The following is a 19,053-nucleotide window of genomic DNA, read 5'->3' as shown; positions in this document are numbered from 1 at the left end:
TGACATCTGACACAGAGTTCGAGCGTAGCCTGGTCGACATGGCTGGCGATGCGGCGGGCCGCGCACTCGATTCCGCCGAGCACGGGTGGCGTGTACTGCGGCGATTGGCCGGGCGCCATGCCGGGTTCTTCACCACCAGACAGGTACTGCGCGCCGGATGTGAGACCCAGGTTCGCGCCGGTCTCAGCGACGGCTCGGTGACACGAGCCGGGGTCGGACTGTTGCGGTTGGCCGATTGGCCCACCGGTCCACTCGACGAATACGCCATGTGGGCGGCCTGGTTCGACGGGGCGGCCGCGGTATCGCATCAGAGTGCTGCGGAATTGCACGGACTCGGTCGACTGCGGCCGCGATTCCTGCATATGTCGGTGGGTTCGGGACGGCCGCCGGTCACCCCGCGACTGGTAGTGCTGCGTCGCCCGCTGATTCCGGCCGATCTGGAATCGGCGGGCGCATTCCTGGTGACCACGCCGGTGCGCACGGTGCTCGATCTGGCCGAGGCCGATATCGGGCAATCCGCATTGGATGAGGTGGTCGGCGATGCGGTGGCCATCCATCGCTGCGAGAGCGACGAAATCCGTTCCGCGAGTGTGCGACTACCCCCGCGTGCGGCGGCCCGGGTGCGCCGGGCCCTCACCGCCGCGTGATCGGCGCGGTGAAGTCGCGAATGATCCGATTCGGCTATCAATTCGCTCGACCTCCAGTTTTGCCCAGCGCGCAATCATGGCAGGGTGACTGACCATGGGGACGGTAGGTCAGGGCACGTGGGATCTCGTCTTTCCGTCCGGAGCGCCCGAGCGCATCGGCGATATGTTCGCCACCGCCGTGGTCGCCGACGCGGTCCGCAGATATGACGCCGACCTCGCGCAACAGGTCGAAACCTGCCGGGACTGGCACTGCGGCTACCGTGGCATCTTCCGTGGCCTGACCGCGCTGGCCGCGAGCTCGCCAGCGGTGTCGGTGGGGATCGCGACCGACGGTTTGCGGGCCGCACGCCAGCTGCTGCGTTTCGTGACCGGGCACACGACCGCACCACTGCACAGCGTCGACATCGATGCGATCGCCACACCCGATGAACTCCGAACCGGCCGGATCGACGGTACTGCGAAACCGGCACCTCGACTCGAAATCCCGTTCCGGGGAGAACTATTGGCCGAGGAGGCGCTGGGGCAGCAGCTGACGGACTGGCGTCGCCGCGGCATAATCGAGCCCGCTTTCGCCGCAGCGGTGGAGCGGGTGATCGATCATCCGGAGTGGTTGTCGCTTCCCGGTTTTCGGGTAATCGTGACCGGTGCGGCGGCCGAACTCGGTCCGCTGCGGCCGCTATTGCGTTGGGGCGCTGATGTTCTCGCGATCGACCTACCCGGACCGCATCGATGGCAAGAGATTTCGGATATCGCGAGGGCGGGAGCGGGTCGGTTGCGCTATCCCGTCACGGCCGAGTACGGCGCGGATATCACCAGGCAGTTCCCGGCATTGGTGCACTGGATTCGCGCACAGTTCGACCACGACGCCCGTCCGGTATTCGGCCTGTACGCGAATGCTCCCGGACCACAAGGAGTTCGGCTTGCCGCCGCGCTGGATGTCCTCGTCGAGGATCTGCTCGAGCACCGCGACGACGCGGCCGTCGCATATCTCGGCTCGCCGACCGACTGCTATGCCGTCCCAGAGGACGTCATCGCGGACGCCCACGCCCGCCTGCGTGAGCGCGGCGTCGGCCCGCACCTGTTGCGCATGCTCACCGCATCGGCGCTGTACCGGCCCAACTACCGCACCACGAATCCCGATCACCTCGGCGCGACCTGGAGCGTCGCCGACGCACTGCTCCCAGCCCAGGGCCCGAACCACGCACTGGCCCAACGCCTGCTGCGCTGGCGTACGGTCCTCGCGCACACCGCGGGCCGCACGGTCTCATGCGTCGTCGCACCACCGGCCACGACGAAAGCCCTACGCGCCCAACGCTCCCTCGCCGCCTCCTACCGCGGCGCCCGCCACTTCGGCATCGAAGTCTTCGCCCCCGACACCGCCCGAACCCTCTTGGCAGCCAAGCTCATCGCCGACCTCTTCGCCCCACCCGAACCCGACCCGAACCCCGAGGGCATCTTCGTCGCCGGTGCCGCCCACGGCGGCCTCTGGCGTCACCCCTTCGAACCAACCTCGATCCTCCCCCTCGCAGCCCTCACCGGCCACCTCCAAGCCCTACTCGCCCGCCCCTGACACCCTGAGCGCGACACAGCCCCCCGAGCCACCGCCCCCGATGGTCGGTCCCGCCCGCAGCCCAAACCAACAGCCGGCGCGTGCCATAAACCCGATTTCAAGATCAGGTGGCAACTATGGCGGCATCGCTCGAAAAGCCCCGCCACCGGTGCCACCTGATCTTGATCTAAGGCCTTGGGTTGGGGGCGACGGTGGTCCAGGGGACCGAGAGCACGCAGTCGCGCATGCGGCGGCGGTAGGTGTGGATTGGGAGACCCTCTTGGCGGAGGTGGTCGGCGGCTGCTCGCCAGCGCGCTCGGGGGCCGAAGGGGGCGAGCGGCGCGGCGCGGGACCATGCGCGATCGGCGGCCGTCAGCAGGGCGTGGATCGGTTCGCCGGGGATGTTGCGGTGGATCAATACCTTCGGCAGGCGCTCGGCGAGGTCGGATGGACGGTCGACCGTGAACGGGTCCCATGCCAGGGTGAGTGAGCGCGGTCCGGATCGATCCAACAACACCCACGCGCAACGTCTGCCCAGCTCGTCACATGTGCCGTCGATGAGTAAACCAGCTGGGTCCATCCTGGACAGAATGGTGGCCCAAGCATCGGGCACGGCCGACTCGGGATATTGCCGCAGCACGTTGAACGCCCGCACCAGCACCGGCCGCAGTCCGGCCAATTCGAAGCCGCCGCGCGCGAAGGTGACGCCGTCGCGGCCGGGTACCACCCGTTCCGGATCGATCTCGAGCCCGACCACCCGCACGTCCGCGCGGACGGTGCGCAGCCGGGCCGCCAACTCCAGCGTGGTCCACGGACTCGCCCCATAGCCGAGATCGACGACCAGCGGATCGGCCGCGTCACCTAGGCGCCCGGCGACCAACTCGTCGTGGATCAGCCAGCGGTCGCTGCGTCGCAATCGGTTGACACCGGTGGTGCCCCTGGTGATGGTGCCGACCGGCCTCAGCGGGTCGGGTTTTGCTCTTCCAGCCACTTCACGGTCTGCTCGGCCTCGCCGCGGAACAGGTCGACCAGGTTGACCAGCATCAGCTGTTCGAGTCGCGGGCCGACCATCGGGATGAACACCTTGGCCTCGGAGGAGAATCGCATGGTGCAGCCGGTATCGGTGGGGAACAGCCGAATGGTGCCGCCGAGGCTGCCCGGCCCGGCCGGAATGGAGGCCGAGAACTTGCCGACGGACTCGTTCTCGTCGAACGGCCCCCAGCTCTCCTTGCGGGTGATGACCATGTCCTTGCGCATAACCGTCTGCGCGATCTCCGGTAGCATGTCGCGCGGCAGGATGTGGTTGAGCACGATATCGATACCGGAGTCGTTGACCTCGAGGCTGACGACTTCGTTACCGGGCGCTAATTTCGACATCTCCGCGCACCGGTCTTCCCAGTACTCCCGGGTCGACAACGCCGCGTACAGTTCCTTGGTGGTGTGCAGCGGAAAGCGGGCTGAATAGTCCAGTCGGCGAGCCATGAGGGGTTACGTTACCGGGACCGATCGCTGCCGCATCGCTCGGCGGTGGGTCTGGGGATCCGCCACAACTCCACGCCCACGCCACGCGGAATCCGCACATCGTCGCGAGACGGCCAGCGGTGCATGGTCGGCATGAACAGTTCCGATCAGCCTAGTGCTTGCCGACCCAGCTGTTGGTGAACTCTTCCTCGTTCGCCAGCAATTCGGTCAACCGTTCGGCTATCGCGGCCTCGATCTTCCCGCCGAACAGCGGAATCTTTACCTCGATGCTGCCCTTCGTCTGTGCCACCGAACCGGAGCCATCGGCCGTGAGCTCGATGGTTCCGTGGACCTCGGCGGGCGCACCCTCGACCCGCGCGGTGAAGGTGGCCGAATCGCCGGTCCAACTCTCGGTGCGCGGGATGAGCAGATCGCCTGGTCGCACCGCGGTGATCGCGGGCGGCAGCAGCTCAGCGGCGATGACCTGCACCATCTCCACCTTGACCTGGTCGCCGTCGACGGTGACCGAATCCAGCCGGGCATTATCGCCACCCACCTCGGCGACGCGGTCCTTCCAATACTGCTCATCGGCGAAGGCCGCGCGTACGGCGGCAACCGGAGACGAGTAGCGAGCCGTATACGCCAGGGGTGTAGCCATGGTCGAACAGGCTACCGTCTGGGGCGTGCGAACTTCACGGGTGGTGTCGGCGGACCAGCTGCGCGAACTGCTGGTCGATAGCGGTGCGCGGCTGCGCGAATCGGTCCGGCTGGCCGAGCTGACCACATTGCGGGTCGGCGGTCCGGCCACGGTCGCGGAGTGCGCGACGACCGAAGCGCTGGTCGCGACGGTGCGGACGCTGGATGCCGCGGGCATTCCACTACTGCTGCTCGCGGGCGGATCGAACCTGCTCATCGGCGACGACGGCTTCGATGGTGTCGTGGTCCTGGTGCGCAACGAGACGGTCGAGATCGGCGCGGACAGTGTGGCTGCCGAGGCAGGTGCGAACTGGGACGCGGTGGTCGCGGCCACGATCGAGGCCGGTCTCGGCGGGCTGGAATGCCTTTCCGGCATCCCCGGATCCGCCGGTGCGACGCCGGTACAGAACGTCGGCGCGTACGGCGTGGAGGTCGAGAGCCTGCTGCGCCGGGTGCGCCTGCTGGATCGCGCGAGCGGTGAGATCCGCTGGGTCGAGCCGGCCGAACTCGGCTTCGGCTACCGCACCAGCGCACTCAAGCATCGCGATACCGCCGTGGTGCTCGAGGTGGACTTCGACCTCAATCCCGACGGTTCGAGCGCACCGCTGCGCTACGGCGAACTCGCGACCGCACTCGGCGCGGGCAACGGTGACTCCCGTCCCGCCGATCAGGTCCGGGCGGCGGTGCTGAAGTTGCGTGCGGGCAAGGGCATGGTGCTCGATCCGGCGGATAACGACACCTGGAGTGCGGGCTCGTTTTTCACCAATCCGGTCGTTGCGAACCATCGTGTCGAGGAAGTGAAGGCTGCGATCATCGCCCATGTGGGCGACGTCACGATCCCGACCTATCCGGCGCCCGACGGGGTGAAATTCTCGGCGGGCTGGCTCATCGAGCGGGCGGGTTTCGCCAAGGGATTTCCGGGCCCGCACGCCCCGGCCCGGCTGTCCACGAAACATACGCTGGCCTTGACCAACCGCGGTAGCGCGAGCGCCGCCGATCTGGTCGCACTGGCACGCACGGTCCGCGACGGTGTCGCCGAGCGATTCGGCATCCGGCTGGAACCGGAGCCGGTACCCATCGGAGTGGCTCTTTAAACGGTGAAACGGACACCACACTCTTCGCTGGGCGGTTGACCGGTTTTCCCCGCGTAAATTCGATGAAGTGAGCCATCGTCCAGTTCTCAGACCGGCCGCCGCCGTTTCCGCTGTGCTGCTAGTGGTAGTCGCGCTGGTGGCCGGATGCACGTCCGACAAAGGCGGTAAGAGTGACTCCGCCGAAGACAACGCCCCCGTCGCGAAGGTCACGCTGGCACCTGCCGCCGACGCCAAGAACGTCAATCCGACCGCACCGATCTCGGTCACCGTCACCGACGGCACCATCGATCAGATCGCGCTGACCAATGCCAACGGCAAGCAGGTCGCCGGTGAACTCGCCGCGGACAAGCACAGCTACCGGACCACCGAACCGCTCGGCTACGACGCCAAATACACCTGGTCCGGCACCGCGGTCGGCCCCGACCACAAGCCGGTCCCGATCGAGGGCACCTTCACCACCCTGGCGCCGAAGAACTCCTTCCCCGCGACGCTCAATATCGCCGATAACCAGGAGGTCGGCATCGCCGCGCCGATCATCTTGCAGTTCAAGGGATCTGTGCAGAACAAGGCCGCGGTGGAGAAGGCGCTCACCGTCACCACCAATCCGCCGACCGAGGGCGCTTGGGCCTGGTTCCCGGACGACAACGGCGGCTCGCGGGTGCATTGGCGGCCGAAGGAGTATTGGGCACCCGGCACCACTGTGCACGTCGCCGCGAAGCTCTACGGTCTGGATCTCGGCGGCGGAAACTACGGATATTCCGATCTGACTTCGGATTTCCGCATCGGCCGCAGCCAGATCGTCAAGGCCAACGCACCGAGCCATCGTATGCAGGTCGTTCGCGACGGACAGGTCGTCTTGGACTTCGCGGTCAGCTATGGCCAGGGCAATGAACCGCGCAACGTCACCCGTTCCGGTGTGCACGTCGTCACCGAGAAGTACGAAGACTTCATGATGTCGAATCCGCCGTTCTACACCAACGTTCGCGAACGCTGGGCCGTACGCATCTCGAATAATGGCGAATTCATTCACGCCAACCCGGAATCCCTTTCGGCACAGGGCTCTTCGAATGTCACCAACGGCTGCATCAACCTGTCGCCGACCGATGCGCAGGCCTTCTTCCCGACCGCCCTCTACGGCGATCCGGTCGAGGTAACCGGCACATCGATCGCGCTGTCGGCCGCCGACGGCGATCTCTACGACTGGACCATCGATTGGAATACCTGGACGGGGCTGTCGGCATTGCAGGGCGAGCCCAAGAATCCGGTATCGGCGACACCCGTGCCGCCGCTGCCGGCCGGTGGGCGCTGAGCTAGGCAAACCCAGCGCGACATGCGACGATCGGTCAGGTGACCAGCAAACCAGCCACGGAGGACCACCTACGCGAGCTCGCGCGTCTGCGTCGCATCCGTGACCGGATCGACCGGGAATACGACCAGCCGCTCGACGTCGAGCGGCTGGCTCGCGACGAGCACATATCGGCCGGTCACCTGAGCCGCCAGTTCAAGCTCGCCTACGGCGAGTCGCCGTACTCCTACCTGATGACGCGGCGCATCGAGCGCGCGATGTCGCTGTTGCGGCGCGGCGATCTCAGCGTGACCGAGGTCTGTTTCGCGGTCGGCTGCCAGTCGCTGGGGACCTTCAGCACGCGGTTCACCGAGCTGGTCGGGATGCCGCCCAGCGCCTACCGCGAGCAGGCCGAACACGCCACGGTGGACCTGCCGACGCTGGTCGTCAAACGGGTGACCAGACCGATCAGGAATCGAGAAGCGCGGGTCACCTAGCAGCAATTAGCGTGAAAGCCATGGACATCACCATTCAAGCGAGTTTCCTTCCACAGGACGACCCGGAGGCCGCCCTGACCTTCTACCGCGACGCCCTCGGCTTCGAGCTGCGCAAAGACGTCGGATTCAACGGAATGCGCTGGCTCACCGTCGGCCCGGTCGACCAGCCCGGCACATCCATTGTCCTGCACCCACCGGCCGCCGATCCGGGCATCACCGATGAGGAGCGCCGCACCATCGCCGAGATGATGGCCAAGGGCACCTATGCCAGCATCCTGTTGGCTACCAAAGATGTCGACGCTACCTTCGAGAAGGTGCAAGCCACCAATGCCGAGGTTGTCCAGGAGCCGACCGACCAGCCATACGGGGTCCGCGACTGCGCCTTCCGCGATCCCGCCGGAAATATGGTCCGTATCCAGCAGTTGAGCTGAGAGCGATCGCTGCGCTCGACACCGGTGACTACCGCGGGTCACCGGCGTCGAGCCAACGGCAAGCCACTTGCCACGACTCCCGCCGTAGAAGAACCGAAACGCACTGCTCGAAGCTGATTAGATCGAGCCAGTGGACTCCGACGGAGACCGCGCAGGCGGCCCGCGCAACCAGATGGAGAAACCGATCGGCATGGCCAAGAAGACGGACACGCAACCCCACGCTGCCGACAGCCACGATCTGATCCGCGTGCTCGGCGCACGCGTGAACAATCTCAAAGACATCAGCATCGAGATCCCGAAGCGCCGGCTGACGGTGTTCACCGGTGTATCAGGCTCGGGCAAGAGTTCGCTGGTATTCGATACCATCGCCGCCGAGTCACAGCGGCTGATCAACGAGACCTACAGTAGCTTCGTGCAGGGCTTCATGCCCACCCTGGCGCGGCCCGAGGTCGACGTGCTCGACGGGCTGACCACCGCGATCATCGTCGACCAGCAGCGCATGGGCGTCGACCCGCGCTCCACCGTCGGCACCGCCACTGATGCCAATGCCATGCTGCGCATTCTGTTCAGCCGACTCGGCAAGCCGCATATCGGCTCGCCGCAGGCGTTCTCGTTCAATGTCGCCTCGATCAGCGGCGCGGGTGCGGTCGCGATCGAGCGCGCCGGGAAGACGGTCAAGGAGCGTCGCAGCTTCAGCATCACCGGCGGCATGTGTCCGCGCTGTGAGGGCCGTGGTTCGGTCAACGACATCGACCTGACCCAGCTCTACGACGACACCAAATCGCTGAACGAGGGCGCGCTCACCATCCCCGGCTACAGCATGGACGGCTGGTTCGGTCGCATCTTCACCGGCTGCGGCTTCTTCGATCCCGACAAGCCGCTCGAGAAGTACAACAAGCGCGAACTCAACGATCTGCTCTACAAGGAGCCGACCAAGATCAAAGTCGATGGCATCAACCTGACCTACGAGGGCCTGATCCCGCGGATCCGCAAGTCGATGTTGTCCAAGGACGTCGACGCGCTGCAGCCGCATATCCGTGCGTTCGTGGAGCGGGCGGTCACCTTCCAGACCTGCCCTGAATGCGATGGCACCCGGCTCAGTGAGCTGGCGCGATCGTCGAAGATCAAGGGGATCAGCATCGCCGACGCCTGCGCTATGCAGATCAGCGATCTGGCCGAATGGGTCAGCGGGCTGCGGGAACCGTCGGTGGCACCACTGCTGACCTCGCTGCGGCACACCCTCGACTCGTTCGTGGAGATCGGGCTCGGCTACCTCTCGCTGGAACGGCCCGCGGGCACGCTGTCCGGTGGTGAGGCGCAACGGGTCAAGATGATCCGCCACCTCGGCTCCTCGCTCACCGACGTCACCTACGTATTCGACGAGCCCACCGCGGGTCTGCATCCGCATGACATCCAGCGGATGAACGAACTGCTGCTGCGGCTGCGGGATAAGGGCAATACGGTGCTCGTGGTCGAGCACAAACCGGAGACGATCGTCATCGCCGACCACATCGTCGACCTGGGTCCCGGTGCGGGTACCGGCGGTGGCACCGTCTGCTTCGAGGGCAGCGTCGATGGGCTGCGCGACAGCGGCACCATTACCGGCCGCCACTTCGACGACCGGGCCGCGCTGAAGGAGACGGTGCGCAAGCCCAACGGCGCGTTGGAGATTCGTGGGGCATCGACGAACAATCTGCGTGATGTCGATGTAGACATTCCGCTCGGCGTGCTCGCCGTCATCACCGGTGTCGCTGGCTCGGGTAAGAGCTCACTTGTGCACGGTTCCATTCCGGCTGGCGCCGATGTGGTGTCGGTCGATCAGGGCCAGATCCGCGGTTCGCGGCGGAGCAACCCCGCGACCTACACCGGTCTGCTCGACCCGATCCGCAAGGCATTCGCAAAGGAAAACGGCGTCAAACCAGCGCTTTTCAGTGCCAACTCCGAGGGCGCATGCCCCAATTGCAACGGCGCGGGCGTCATCTACACCGATCTGGCGGTCATGGCCGGTGTCGCGACCACCTGTGAGGAGTGCGAGGGCAAGCGGTTCCAGGCCGCGGTGCTCGAGTACCACCTCGGTGGCCGCGATATCAGCGAGGTGCTCGCGATGTCGGTGACCGAGGCGCAGGAGTTCTTCAGCGACGGCCCGGCGCGCACACCGGCCGCGGAGAAGATTCTCGACCGGCTCGCCGATGTCGGGCTCGGCTACCTCACCCTGGGCCAGCCGCTCACCACGCTGTCCGGCGGTGAGCGGCAGCGGCTCAAGCTGGCCACCCATATGGCGGAGAAGGGCGGCGTCTACGTCCTCGACGAGCCGACGACCGGGCTGCACCTCGCCGATGTCGAACAACTGCTCGGCCTGCTCGACCGGCTGGTCGATTCCGGTAAGTCGGTGATCGTCATCGAGCACCACCAGGCGGTCATGGCACATGCCGACTGGATCATCGACCTCGGCCCCGGCGCGGGCCACGACGGCGGCAAGATCGTCTTCGAGGGCACGCCCGCCGACCTGGTCGCCGAGCGCGCCACCCTGACCGGCGAACATCTGGCGGCATACGTCGGCGCATAAACGAAAATCGCCCCCGCGCGGACCAACGTGCGGGGGCGAACTCGGGGCGATTACCGCGCATTCTCCTTGACGAGCGAACCGTCCTTACCGAACGATTCGGCGTCGAGGACCGAATCCTTCTGCTGCTTGGCGAGCAGATCGCGAATCTCGATGAGCAATTCGATCTCGGAGGGCTCGGCTACCTTGGCGGTGCCGAAACGATTCTTCAGCGTCTTCATCGGCACCATCAGCACGAAGTACAGCACACCGGCGACCAGCATGAAGTCGATGAGTGCGGTGATGATCGGCCCGATCGCGATGAAAGTGGCCGGTTTACCGGAGACCAGCTGAACGCCTAGCCCCAGCTCATTGGTCTTTCCCAATACCGCGAGCAGCGGATTGATGATTCCCTTCGTCACCGCCGTCACCACCGCGGTGAACGAGGTACCCATGACCACCGCGACAGCGAGATCGATAACGTTCCCGCGCATCAGGAAATCTTTGAAACCTTTGAGCATGAGCCGAGCTACTCCAATCTGGGCTTGTCCGCCTCCCGGCGTCTTTGCCGGTAGTCGGGGCCACTCGAGTTCATATCCGGGTCGGCGGCCTTATGTCAGCTAGGTTGTGGGCGTACCCGGTGAGTAACCCATGTACTCGGAAAATCGGTTGTCGCCTCGTCGGAGACTACCGATGCCGATCCCGTCAGCTACGGCGAGCGAAGCGACCCGGACCGGCCTGATCACGGGGCTTGACGATGATCTGGTCCAGATTCACATGTGACGGTCGCGACGCTACGAACCCGATGATCTCCGCGATATCCTGCGCGACCAGCGGATCGATACCCTCGTACACCTTGGCCGCGCGCTCCTCGTCCCCGGCGAACCGCACCAGTGAGAACTCGGTTTCCACTGCGCCGGGCGCGATTTCGGTGAGCCGCACCGGCTGGCCGAGCAGTTCGCCGCGCAATGTGCGGTGCAGTACGGCCTGTGCGTGCTTGGCCGAGGTGTAGCCGGAGCCATTGTCATAGGCCTCGAAGGCGGCGACCGAGGTGATGGTGACGATGAGCCCATCACCCGAGGCGATCAGCTTCGGCAGCAACGCCTTGGTTACCCGCAGCGTACCGAGCACATTGGTTTCCCACATCCAGCGCCAGTCGTCCAGCTCCGCCTCGGTCACCGGGGCCAGACCCTTCGCGCCGCCCGCATTATTGACGAGCACATCGACGTTCTCGATCGCATCGGTGCACGCGCGCACGGAATCTTCCGAGGTCACATCGAGTTCGAGTGCGGTGCCGCCGATTTCGTCGGCGAGGCGCCGCAGCCGATCGAGCCTGCGCGCGCCGACGACCACGTGATAGCCCTGCTTGGCGAGTTCCCGTGCGGTGGCTTCCCCGATTCCCGAACTGGCTCCGGTGACGACGGCAGTGCGAATGCTCATAGTGCGATCGTAAATGCACAGAATTTGCCGAAGACCGCGGCCGTGTGCGATGCAAGCGCTGATCGCACGCGGACATGGGTAACTCGCCGGGTACGTCCAGAACCCAGCCGGGCGCTCACCGCCGGACCGCGACGGGAGGTCAGTGGCACCTACGACCGGCACGGGAGGCGGACTAGCCTCGGTGACATGGCTATTCGGGAGACGGTCAGTGCGGACGGAACGAACATCGTCTATCGGGTCAGCGGCCCGGCCGATGGCAGGCCGCTGGTGCTGGTGCACGGTTGGTCGGCCAATCTGCAGTGCTGGGGCGCGGCCGCGGACGAGCTGGCCGAGCGCTTCCGGGTGCTCGCCGTCGACCTGCGCGGCCACGGCTACTCCGGCGCTCCGGAGACCGGCTACGACGATCCGAAGAATTGGGCCGCGGATATCGCCGCCGTGCTCGCCGCCGAGGGCATCGAATCCGGTGCGGTGCTGCTCGGCTGGTCCTACGGCGGCATCGTGATCAGCGACTACCTGACCGCCTATGGCACGGGATCGGTCGCGGGCGTGATCTACTCGGGATCGATGGCCAATATCGGTCGCGCACCCGGCGCGGAGACCGGTTCGGCCATGCAGGAGGCCATTCCCGGTGTCTTCGAGGAGAGTGCGGGGCGTGCCCTGCGCGCATTCGGCGCCTTCGGCAATGCCAATACCGGGCCCGGTCCGGATAAGGGTGTTGACGCGCAGCGCATCTTCGGCGCGAGCCTCGGCACGCCGCCTCGCGTGCGCAAGGCGCTGTTCTACCGGACCGTCGACAACACCGAAACGCTGCGGACCCTGGACATTCCGGTGCTTGTCCTGCACGGAACCAAGGACCCGGTCGTGCCGATCGAGAACGGTCGCTACATCCTCGACGTGGTGCCCGACGGCCGCGGCTCGTTCTGGGAGGACGCGCAGCATGGGCTGTTCATCGAGGATCGCGCCCGCTTCGTCGCCGAGGTCAGCGCATTCATCGAAGGTCTGAATTAGACGTCCGAAATTCGCTGGCGCCGTACGCTCGGCTCGAGCAGACTTGGCGTATCTCGGCGGATAGTGCAGCGCGCGTGAGAACCCTCACGAAACTGCTGTGACGACTGTCACTTGGCCCGGTTACAGTGTCTGAGTTGGGCAATTCAACGTGCACTATGGATGGTGTGAGTCAACGCCCGGACCTACGGCCGAATCGGATCGCCGTGTTATCGGTGCACACCTCACCACTTGCTCAACCGGGCACCGGTGATGCGGGCGGCATGAACGTCTATGTGCTGCAAACCGCCATTCAGCTGGCCCGGCGCGGCACCGAGGTCGAGATTTTCACCCGGGCCACCTCCTCGAACGTACCGCCGGTCCAGGAGGCGGCCCCGGGAGTCCTGGTGCGCAATGTGGTGGCGGGCCCGTTCGAGGGTCTGGACAAGCACGAGCTGCCGACCCAGCTGTGCCCGTTCACCGCCGAGGTGCTGCGCCAAGAGGCCAGACATCTGCCCGGTCACTACGACCTGGTCCATTCGCACTACTGGCTCTCCGGGCAGGTCGGCTGGCTGGCGCGCGACCGCTGGCGGGTGCCGCTGGTGCACACCGCGCACACCTTGGCGGCGGTGAAGAACGCGGCGCTGGCCGAGGGCGACTGTCCCGAACCCGCGACCCGCGAGATCGGCGAGAAGCAGGTGATCGCCGAGGCCGATCGGATGGTCGCCAATACCGCGGAGGAGGCGCGCCAGCTCATCGAGCTGTACGGCGCCGATCCCGAGCGTATCGATGTGGTGCCGCCCGGCGCGGATCTGACTCGCTACTGTCCCGGTGAAAAGGCCGTGGCCCGAGCCGAATTGGGTCTGGCGACCGACGAGCGGATCGTCGCGTTCATCGGCCGTATCCAGCCGCTGAAGGCCCCGGATGTGCTGGTCCGCGCGGCCGCGGAGCTGCTCTACCGCGACCCGTCGCGCAAGCTGCGGGTGCTCATCGTCGGCGGACCGTCCGGCACCGGACTGGAGCGCCCCGACGCACTGATCGAACTCGCGGCCGCACTCGGCATCGCCGACCACGTCACCTTTTTGCCGCCGCAGCCGCCGGACCGCCTGGTGCAGGTGTATCGGGCCGCCGACCTGGTCGCGGTGCCCAGCTACAACGAATCGTTCGGTCTGGTCGCCATCGAGGCGCAGGCCAGCGGCACCCCGGTGCTCGCGGCCGATGTGGGCGGGCTCGGCACCGCCGTGCGGCACGGTGAGACCGGCCTGCTCGTCCCTGGACATCGGACTCCGGATTGGGCCGATGCCCTCGGCCACCTATTCGACGACGGTGACCGACTACGTCGGATGGGTGTGCGCGCCGTCGAGCACGCCGGACATTTCTCCTGGGAGCACACCGCGGACGGATTGCTCGCCAGTTATTCGGCGGCACTGGCCGATTTCCGTGCGCTGCGTGCCGATCTCGGTGCGGGCCGGCGCAAGGTCTTCGAGGCCGCACGGGCCGAGTTGCCCGGGGAACGCGCTAGCCTCACCGGGGAACGCGGTGCTGTTCTCCTCGGCGAGATCAGCCAGGCCAGATCGCGGGCGCTGTGGCGGCGCCGGACGGGAGCGCGCCGATGAGCACGGCAGCCGCGACCGCACAGCTGATCGATGAAACGCTGCGCGAGCGCGAAATCGAGTACACCCATCCCAGCCAGGAGACCTTCGTGGTAATCCTGCCCGGTGAGCGCAAACTCAAGACCACCGTGATGCTCACCGTCGGTAAGCACGGACTGCGGATCGAATCGTTCGTCTGCCGCAAGCCCGACGAGAACTTCGAGGGCGTCTACAAATTCCTGCTGCGCCGCAACCGCCGCCTCTACGCCGTGGCCTACACCCTGGACCGCGTGGGCGATATCTACTTGGTCGGCCGCATTGCCACCCACGCCGTAACCCCCGACGAACTGGACCGGATCTTCGGCCAGATCCTCGAGGCCGTCGACGCCGACTTCAATACGCTGCTGGAACTCGGCTTCGCCGAATCCATTCGCCGGGAATGGAAGTGGCGTGTCTCGCGCGGGGAATCCCTACAGAACCTGCGAGCCTTCGAGCATCTGGTGGAAACCGCCGACCAACCTTGACCTCGTCCCCGTGCTCGCGTGCACACCTGCCGTCGCGAGCCTGTGATTGTGGGTGCAGTGGGGTACAAGCCTTGGACCGGATCCGAGCTGCGGTCGATCCGACGCCGGCGGGCCCGCCGTAGGCGACAATCGCGCTGTGGAATGGGGCCGCAAGGTACAGGAGGGACCCCGGCGATGATGGTTCTTGCTCTGGACATCGGTGCGACGAAATTCGCCGCCGGGGTCGTGTACGGGGGCCGAAAGGTACGCGATGTGCGACGCGTCGATGTGCCTCGGGAATCGGTGTGGGCCGCATGCCGCGAGCTGTTGCTGGAAGTGGCCGGTGGCGCGATGGTTTCGGCGATCGGGATCGGTTCGGCCGGACCGGTCGATGTGCGAACCGGTGTCACCAGGCCGCTGAACATTCCGGAATGGAAGCCGGGTTTCCCAATCGTCGCCGAGGTGCAGCGGCTGTTCCCTACCGCCGCAGTGCGATTCGCTATCGACGGAGCCTGCCTCGCACTGGCCGAACATCACGTCGGCGCGCTGCGCGGCATTCCGAACGGCCTGGCCATGACGGTTTCCTCGGGCATCGGCGGTGGCATAATCGCCGACGGTCGGGTGGTGCTCGGGCGCACCGGCAATGCCGGACATGTCGGCCACATCGTGGTGCCGGGTTGGGATGTGCCGTGTGAATGCGGCGGCGTCGGGTGTGTCGAGGCGATCGCGAGCGGCATGTCATCGGTGCGTTGGGCACGCGAACAGGGTTGGCGTGGCGAGACCGGCGCGGGACTGGCGAAGGCCGCGCACACCGGCAATGAGATCGCACTCGCCGCGCTGCACCGGGCCGGAACCGCACTGGGCACGGCCATCGCCTCCGCGGCCTCGGCGCTCGATATAGATCGAGTGGTGATCGGCGGCGGCTTCGCGCAATCGGGCGAACCCCTTTGGGAACCGCTGCGCGCGGCGGTGATCCGGCACGCTGGTTTGGACTTCCTGCGCGAGCTGCGGGTGGTCCCGTCGCGAATCACCAATGGTGCCACCCTGGTTGGCGCCGGCGTGCTCGCAGCGGGCCACGATACGGCCGATGTCATCTCCTGAGCAGTGGGAACGGCTGCGAGCCCGATTCGGGTACATGCCAGAATGGCCTGCATGACGTACACCCTCGTGTTGCTGCGCCACGGCGAGAGCGAATGGAATGCCATGAACCTTTTCACCGGTTGGGTGGATGTGCACCTGACCGATAAGGGCATCGCCGAGGGCAAGCGCGCCGGGGAACTGCTGGCCGAACACGGCATCCTGCCGGATATCGTCTACACCTCGGTGCTGCGTCGGGCGATCAGCACCGCGAATATCGCGCTGGACGCCGCCGACCGGCACTGGATCCCGGTCGTGCGCGACTGGCGCCTCAACGAGCGCCACTACGGCGATCTGCAGGGCAAGAACAAGGCGCAGGTCCGCGACCAGTACGGCGACGAGCAGTTCATGCTGTGGCGGCGTAGCTACGACACCCCGCCGCCGCCCATCGACCCGGCCAATGAGTACAGCCAGGACAGCGACCCGCGCTACGACGGCATCGACGTCCCCAAGACCGAATGCCTGCTCGATGTGGTGAACCGGATGGTGCCGTACTGGGAGTCGACCATCTCCAAGGACTTGCTCTCGGGGAAGACCGTTCTCGTTGCGGCACATGGCAATTCGCTGCGCGCGCTGGTCAAGCACCTGGACGGGATCTCCGATGACGATATCGCCGGGCTGAATATTCCCACCGGTATCCCGCTGCGCTACGAGCTGGACGAGAACCTGCGCCCGGTTCGTCCGCGTGAATACCTGGACCCCGAGGCCGCCGCCGCGGGTGCCGCGGCCGTCGCCAGCCAGGGCGGCAAGTAAGCAATAGATCGACGCGCCGCGACCGGCTTCGGTCGCGGCGCGTTGCTGTTTCCGGCGGTGACCCGCCGTTTGCCTCGACCGGAATCGGAACTGGGGTGCGAGTCGCGATCGGTTAGCTGCCTGACCCTGGGTTAGTGTTCATTCTGCAGGTGGGCGTGGATTTCTCCGTCTTGCGCAGGCGTTATGTGGTGCCGGTTGCTTTATGTGAACCGACATTCGACCCGCAATTGGTGTAACCCAGAGTTCGAACCTACTCGTCGGTATGTAAGCTCTGGTCGTTCGACCAGTCCGAGAGGCGGATCACCCCTGATGCAGACAATGTTGCGTGCCACAGTGGCGGCAGTCGCCACGGCGGTGCTCATTCCATTCGTCACCCAGAGCGCGATCGCCGCGCCGGAGCCTTCCGGACCCGACGGTGGTGCGGCCGGTGCCGCATGGGTCGCGGCCGAGGACGGTCCCCAGCAGTTTCCGAATGTGAACATCCAGTGGGATGTCCCGATCACCATGAGCGACGGCACCGTCCTCAAAGGCAATGTGTACCGTCCGGCGGATGCGGCGGGGCGCCCGATCGACGCCCCGACACCCACGGTGGTCAACCTGACCCCATACACCAAGCTGGTCTCCAACATCGCCGACAGCGCGATGTCCATTCCTGGTTTTTCCGATGCGCTCATCGAACTATTCCGACAGATCGACCTCAGCGGCACCCCGCTCTCCGGCGTCACCGATCTGACCAAATCCTTCGGCGGCGGCGAACTACGCAATTTCGCGGTCGACCGCCAGCTCATCAAGAGCGGTTACACCCAGGTCGTGGTCGACGTGCGCGGCACCGGATTCTCTCAGGGCATCTGGGACATGCTGCGCCAGCGCGAACAGCAGGACACCTATGAGGTGATCGACTGGGTCGCGAATCAGCCGTGGTCCAACGGACGCATCGGTATGAACGGACTGTCGTATTCGGGCATCAACCAACTCCAGGTGGCCGCGATGCGACCGCCCGCGCTGCAGGCGATCTTCCCGGTGGTGCCCGGTAGTGACCTGGTCAATGATGTGCTCGCACCCGGCGGCGGCTTCGGGTTCAACTTCATTCCGCTGTGGTTGACCGCCATCAACGGCCTCAAGCTGGTTCCGGATGTCGCGTCGATACTCAACGGACAGTTTGATATGAAGTGGCTCGCGGATCGGGCAAAGGATCCGTTCACCTTCATGGATGTGCTGCTCAATGTCTACAGCACCACCCGGATCGAGGACTTGGACCCGCGGGCCAAGGAATTGCTGACCGCTTCGTCGACGTCGCGCGCGGCCTGGCTCGGTGATCCGGGCAAGATTCAGGTCCCCACCTTCGTCACCGGGGGCTGGCACGATCTGTTCACCTACTCGGAATCCAAGATCTACAACGAGATTCCACTGCCCGCTGGCCAGAAGCAGCTGTTGATGGGCAATACCTACCACGTCGGCTCCGGCAACGAATACGGTAAGCCCGGTCTGCCGCCGCGTCTGGACGTGCTGCAGCGCGCGTGGTTCGACAAGTGGCTCAAGGGCATCGACAACGGTATCGATCAGTACGGCCCGATCACCCTGCGTCAGCAGGGCGGCGGCTGGATCACCACCGACTCGTTCGCCGATCCGCGGACCGGATCCCAGGATGCCGAATATCGCCGGATGTATCTGTCCGCCAACCGAAGTGGCACCGCGAACAGCCGGTACGACGGATCGTTGCTCGCCGCGGCGAGCCCGGACTCGGCGCGGCTCACGGTCGCGCCAGGCCTGACTACCCTGTGCTCCAACGACGCAGCGCAGGGTAGCGCGGGTTTCCTGTCGATCATCGATGGCTGTGCCAAGGACTCACGGGTCGCGGAGCTCAACGGGCTGACCTTCACCAGCGACCCGGTCGTGGAGCCGACCACCATCTCCGGGCGAATCGCCGCGCACCTCAATACCATTCAGGATGCGACCGACGGCTACTGGGTGGTCACGCTGAACGATGTCGCGCCGGACGGCCAGTCCACGGTGCTCTCCTCGGGGCAATTGATGGCGTCGCTGCGGCAGGTCGACGAGGCGAACAGCACCCGTTCCGCCGGTGGCGATTACACCGACCCACGTGCCTGCACCTCGCTGGACCTGCGTCAGCCGACCGTGCCCGGGGAGGAGACGACCCTGGATATCGCTCTGCCCGCCACGGAGGCGATGCTGCGGCCGGGCCATCGTCTGCGCGTGGATGTCTTCGCGGGCAACTTCCCCAAGGGCCTGCCGGTGCTGCCGATGCTGATCGATACGGGTCTGAATCCGCAGCACATCCAGTTGGACCCGGATCGGCCGAGCTTCGTCAACATTCCGGTGCGGGGCAGGCCTGGATGGTGAAGCTGACCTGACACCAGAGTTGGGCTACCCGCACGGGTAGCGGCGCCGCCTCGGCTTTATCCGAACGCGCCGAGTTTCGCG

18 protein-coding genes are annotated in these 19,053 nt (G+C 65.9%); 13 read left to right on the top strand and 5 right to left on the bottom strand.

Going from position 1 to position 19,053, the window contains the following annotated elements; genetic code table 11:
• Positions 1-38 precede the first annotated feature (38 nt).
• Both ACIBG0_RS17445 and ACIBG0_RS17440 read left to right on the top strand, forming a co-directional pair.
• Entirely contained in the window at positions 39-647 is a 609-nt protein-coding gene (locus ACIBG0_RS17445) for a hypothetical protein (RefSeq protein WP_397033552.1), read from the top strand.
• A 94-nt stretch (positions 648-741) separates the two neighbouring features.
• Positions 742-2,217, top strand: coding sequence for a hypothetical protein (locus tag ACIBG0_RS17440; RefSeq protein WP_397033550.1), 1,476 nt, complete (start codon positions 742-744; stop codon positions 2,215-2,217).
• Positions 2,218-2,383: 166 nt separating this feature from the next.
• Here ACIBG0_RS17440 and ACIBG0_RS17435 read toward each other — a convergent pair whose 3' ends face one another.
• The 3 genes from ACIBG0_RS17435 to ACIBG0_RS17425 form a co-directional block, all read right to left on the bottom strand.
• Positions 2,384-3,187, bottom strand: coding sequence for a class I SAM-dependent methyltransferase (locus ACIBG0_RS17435; RefSeq protein WP_397033548.1), 804 nt, complete (start codon positions 3,185-3,187; stop codon positions 2,384-2,386).
• On the bottom strand, positions 3,157-3,678 hold the full coding sequence (locus ACIBG0_RS17430; protein ID WP_397033547.1) for a DUF2505 domain-containing protein: 522 nt from the start codon (positions 3,676-3,678) through the stop codon (positions 3,157-3,159). Before ACIBG0_RS17430 ends, ACIBG0_RS17435 begins: the two co-directional genes overlap by 31 nt.
• Before the next feature lie 151 nt (positions 3,679-3,829).
• Positions 3,830-4,315, bottom strand: coding sequence for a DUF2505 domain-containing protein (locus tag ACIBG0_RS17425; protein WP_397033545.1), 486 nt, complete (start codon positions 4,313-4,315; stop codon positions 3,830-3,832).
• Positions 4,316-4,355: 40 nt separating this feature from the next.
• On the opposite strand from ACIBG0_RS17425, the gene ACIBG0_RS17420 reads away from it, so the two are divergent.
• The 5 genes from ACIBG0_RS17420 to ACIBG0_RS17400 all read left to right on the top strand — a co-directional run bounded on the left by ACIBG0_RS17420 (position 4,356) and on the right by ACIBG0_RS17400 (position 10,226).
• Complete coding sequence (locus tag ACIBG0_RS17420) at positions 4,356-5,447, top strand: UDP-N-acetylmuramate dehydrogenase (RefSeq protein WP_397034068.1); 1,092 nt, start codon at positions 4,356-4,358, stop codon at positions 5,445-5,447.
• 67 nt (positions 5,448-5,514) lie between these two features.
• Positions 5,515-6,756 carry an Ig-like domain-containing protein gene (locus ACIBG0_RS17415; protein WP_397033544.1) on the top strand — a complete coding sequence of 414 codons (1,242 nt, stop codon included), beginning with the start codon at positions 5,515-5,517 and terminating at the stop codon, positions 6,754-6,756.
• A gap of 38 nt (positions 6,757-6,794) precedes the next feature.
• Positions 6,795-7,229 carry a helix-turn-helix transcriptional regulator gene (locus tag ACIBG0_RS17410; RefSeq protein WP_397033542.1) on the top strand — a complete coding sequence of 145 codons (435 nt, stop codon included), beginning with the start codon at positions 6,795-6,797 and terminating at the stop codon, positions 7,227-7,229.
• 20 nt (positions 7,230-7,249) lie between these two features.
• The gene (locus ACIBG0_RS17405; protein WP_397033540.1) at positions 7,250-7,660 is read left to right on the top strand and encodes a VOC family protein; all 411 of its coding nucleotides are present in this window, start codon (positions 7,250-7,252) and stop codon (positions 7,658-7,660) included.
• 190 nt (positions 7,661-7,850) lie between these two features.
• Complete coding sequence (locus ACIBG0_RS17400; protein ID WP_397034066.1) at positions 7,851-10,226, top strand: ATP-binding cassette domain-containing protein; 2,376 nt, start codon at positions 7,851-7,853, stop codon at positions 10,224-10,226.
• Positions 10,227-10,276: 50 nt separating this feature from the next.
• Here ACIBG0_RS17400 and mscL read toward each other — a convergent pair whose 3' ends face one another.
• Positions 10,277-10,723 (bottom strand): large conductance mechanosensitive channel protein MscL, encoded by a 447-nt coding sequence (mscL, locus tag ACIBG0_RS17395; protein ID WP_397033538.1) that lies wholly within the window; start codon positions 10,721-10,723, stop codon positions 10,277-10,279.
• Positions 10,724-10,907: 184 nt separating this feature from the next.
• Positions 10,908-11,642, bottom strand: coding sequence for an SDR family NAD(P)-dependent oxidoreductase (locus tag ACIBG0_RS17390; protein WP_397033536.1), 735 nt, complete (start codon positions 11,640-11,642; stop codon positions 10,908-10,910).
• A 186-nt stretch (positions 11,643-11,828) separates the two neighbouring features.
• Here ACIBG0_RS17390 and ACIBG0_RS17385 point away from each other — a divergent pair, with 186 nt between their 5' ends.
• The 6 genes from ACIBG0_RS17385 to ACIBG0_RS17360 all read left to right on the top strand — a co-directional run bounded on the left by ACIBG0_RS17385 (position 11,829) and on the right by ACIBG0_RS17360 (position 18,972).
• A complete protein-coding gene (locus ACIBG0_RS17385; RefSeq protein WP_397033534.1) occupies positions 11,829-12,650 on the top strand; it encodes an alpha/beta fold hydrolase in 822 nt (273 codons plus the stop codon).
• 155 nt (positions 12,651-12,805) lie between these two features.
• Complete coding sequence (gene mshA / locus ACIBG0_RS17380; RefSeq protein WP_397034065.1) at positions 12,806-14,242, top strand: D-inositol-3-phosphate glycosyltransferase; 1,437 nt, start codon at positions 12,806-12,808, stop codon at positions 14,240-14,242.
• Positions 14,239-14,742 (top strand): YbjN domain-containing protein, encoded by a 504-nt coding sequence (locus ACIBG0_RS17375; RefSeq protein WP_397033532.1) that lies wholly within the window; start codon positions 14,239-14,241, stop codon positions 14,740-14,742. The genes mshA and ACIBG0_RS17375 overlap by 4 nt, the downstream gene beginning before the upstream one ends.
• Before the next feature lie 174 nt (positions 14,743-14,916).
• Entirely contained in the window at positions 14,917-15,822 is a 906-nt protein-coding gene (locus ACIBG0_RS17370) for an ROK family protein (RefSeq protein WP_397033530.1), read from the top strand.
• Between the two features lie 51 nt (positions 15,823-15,873).
• Positions 15,874-16,611 carry a phosphoglyceromutase gene (locus tag ACIBG0_RS17365; RefSeq protein WP_397033529.1) on the top strand — a complete coding sequence of 246 codons (738 nt, stop codon included), beginning with the start codon at positions 15,874-15,876 and terminating at the stop codon, positions 16,609-16,611.
• A gap of 309 nt (positions 16,612-16,920) precedes the next feature.
• Positions 16,921-18,972, top strand: coding sequence for a CocE/NonD family hydrolase (locus tag ACIBG0_RS17360; RefSeq protein ID WP_397033528.1), 2,052 nt, complete (start codon positions 16,921-16,923; stop codon positions 18,970-18,972).
• The last annotated feature ends 81 nt before the right edge of the window (positions 18,973-19,053 follow it).

The organism is Nocardia sp. NPDC050630 (assembly GCF_044457245.1).
Taxonomy (GTDB): Bacteria; Actinomycetota; Actinomycetes; order Mycobacteriales; family Mycobacteriaceae; genus Nocardia.
This window is presented reverse-complemented; position numbering and strand designations above follow the sequence as displayed.

Excerpts from the sequence above, each read along its gene's own strand:
- ACIBG0_RS17445 (WP_397033552.1), top strand. The coding sequence starts at position 39 with ATGGCTGGCGATGCGGCGGGCCGCGCACTCGATTCCGCCGAGCACGGG.
- ACIBG0_RS17440 (WP_397033550.1), top strand. The coding sequence starts at position 742 with ATGGGGACGGTAGGTCAGGGCACGTGGGATCTCGTCTTTCCGTCCGGA.
- ACIBG0_RS17430 (WP_397033547.1), bottom strand. The coding sequence starts at position 3,678 with ATGGCTCGCCGACTGGACTATTCAGCCCGCTTTCCGCTGCACACCACC.
- ACIBG0_RS17425 (WP_397033545.1), bottom strand. The coding sequence starts at position 4,315 with ATGGCTACACCCCTGGCGTATACGGCTCGCTACTCGTCTCCGGTTGCC.
- ACIBG0_RS17405 (WP_397033540.1), top strand. The coding sequence starts at position 7,250 with ATGGACATCACCATTCAAGCGAGTTTCCTTCCACAGGACGACCCGGAG.
- ACIBG0_RS17400 (WP_397034066.1), top strand. The coding sequence starts at position 7,851 with ATGGCCAAGAAGACGGACACGCAACCCCACGCTGCCGACAGCCACGAT.
- mscL (WP_397033538.1), bottom strand. The coding sequence starts at position 10,723 with ATGCTCAAAGGTTTCAAAGATTTCCTGATGCGCGGGAACGTTATCGAT.
- ACIBG0_RS17390 (WP_397033536.1), bottom strand. The coding sequence starts at position 11,642 with ATGAGCATTCGCACTGCCGTCGTCACCGGAGCCAGTTCGGGAATCGGG.
- ACIBG0_RS17385 (WP_397033534.1), top strand. The coding sequence starts at position 11,829 with ATGGCTATTCGGGAGACGGTCAGTGCGGACGGAACGAACATCGTCTAT.
- mshA (WP_397034065.1), top strand. The coding sequence starts at position 12,806 with ATGGATGGTGTGAGTCAACGCCCGGACCTACGGCCGAATCGGATCGCC.
- ACIBG0_RS17375 (WP_397033532.1), top strand. The coding sequence starts at position 14,239 with ATGAGCACGGCAGCCGCGACCGCACAGCTGATCGATGAAACGCTGCGC.
- ACIBG0_RS17370 (WP_397033530.1), top strand. The coding sequence starts at position 14,917 with ATGATGGTTCTTGCTCTGGACATCGGTGCGACGAAATTCGCCGCCGGG.
- ACIBG0_RS17365 (WP_397033529.1), top strand. The coding sequence starts at position 15,874 with ATGACGTACACCCTCGTGTTGCTGCGCCACGGCGAGAGCGAATGGAAT.
- ACIBG0_RS17360 (WP_397033528.1), top strand. The coding sequence starts at position 16,921 with ATGCAGACAATGTTGCGTGCCACAGTGGCGGCAGTCGCCACGGCGGTG.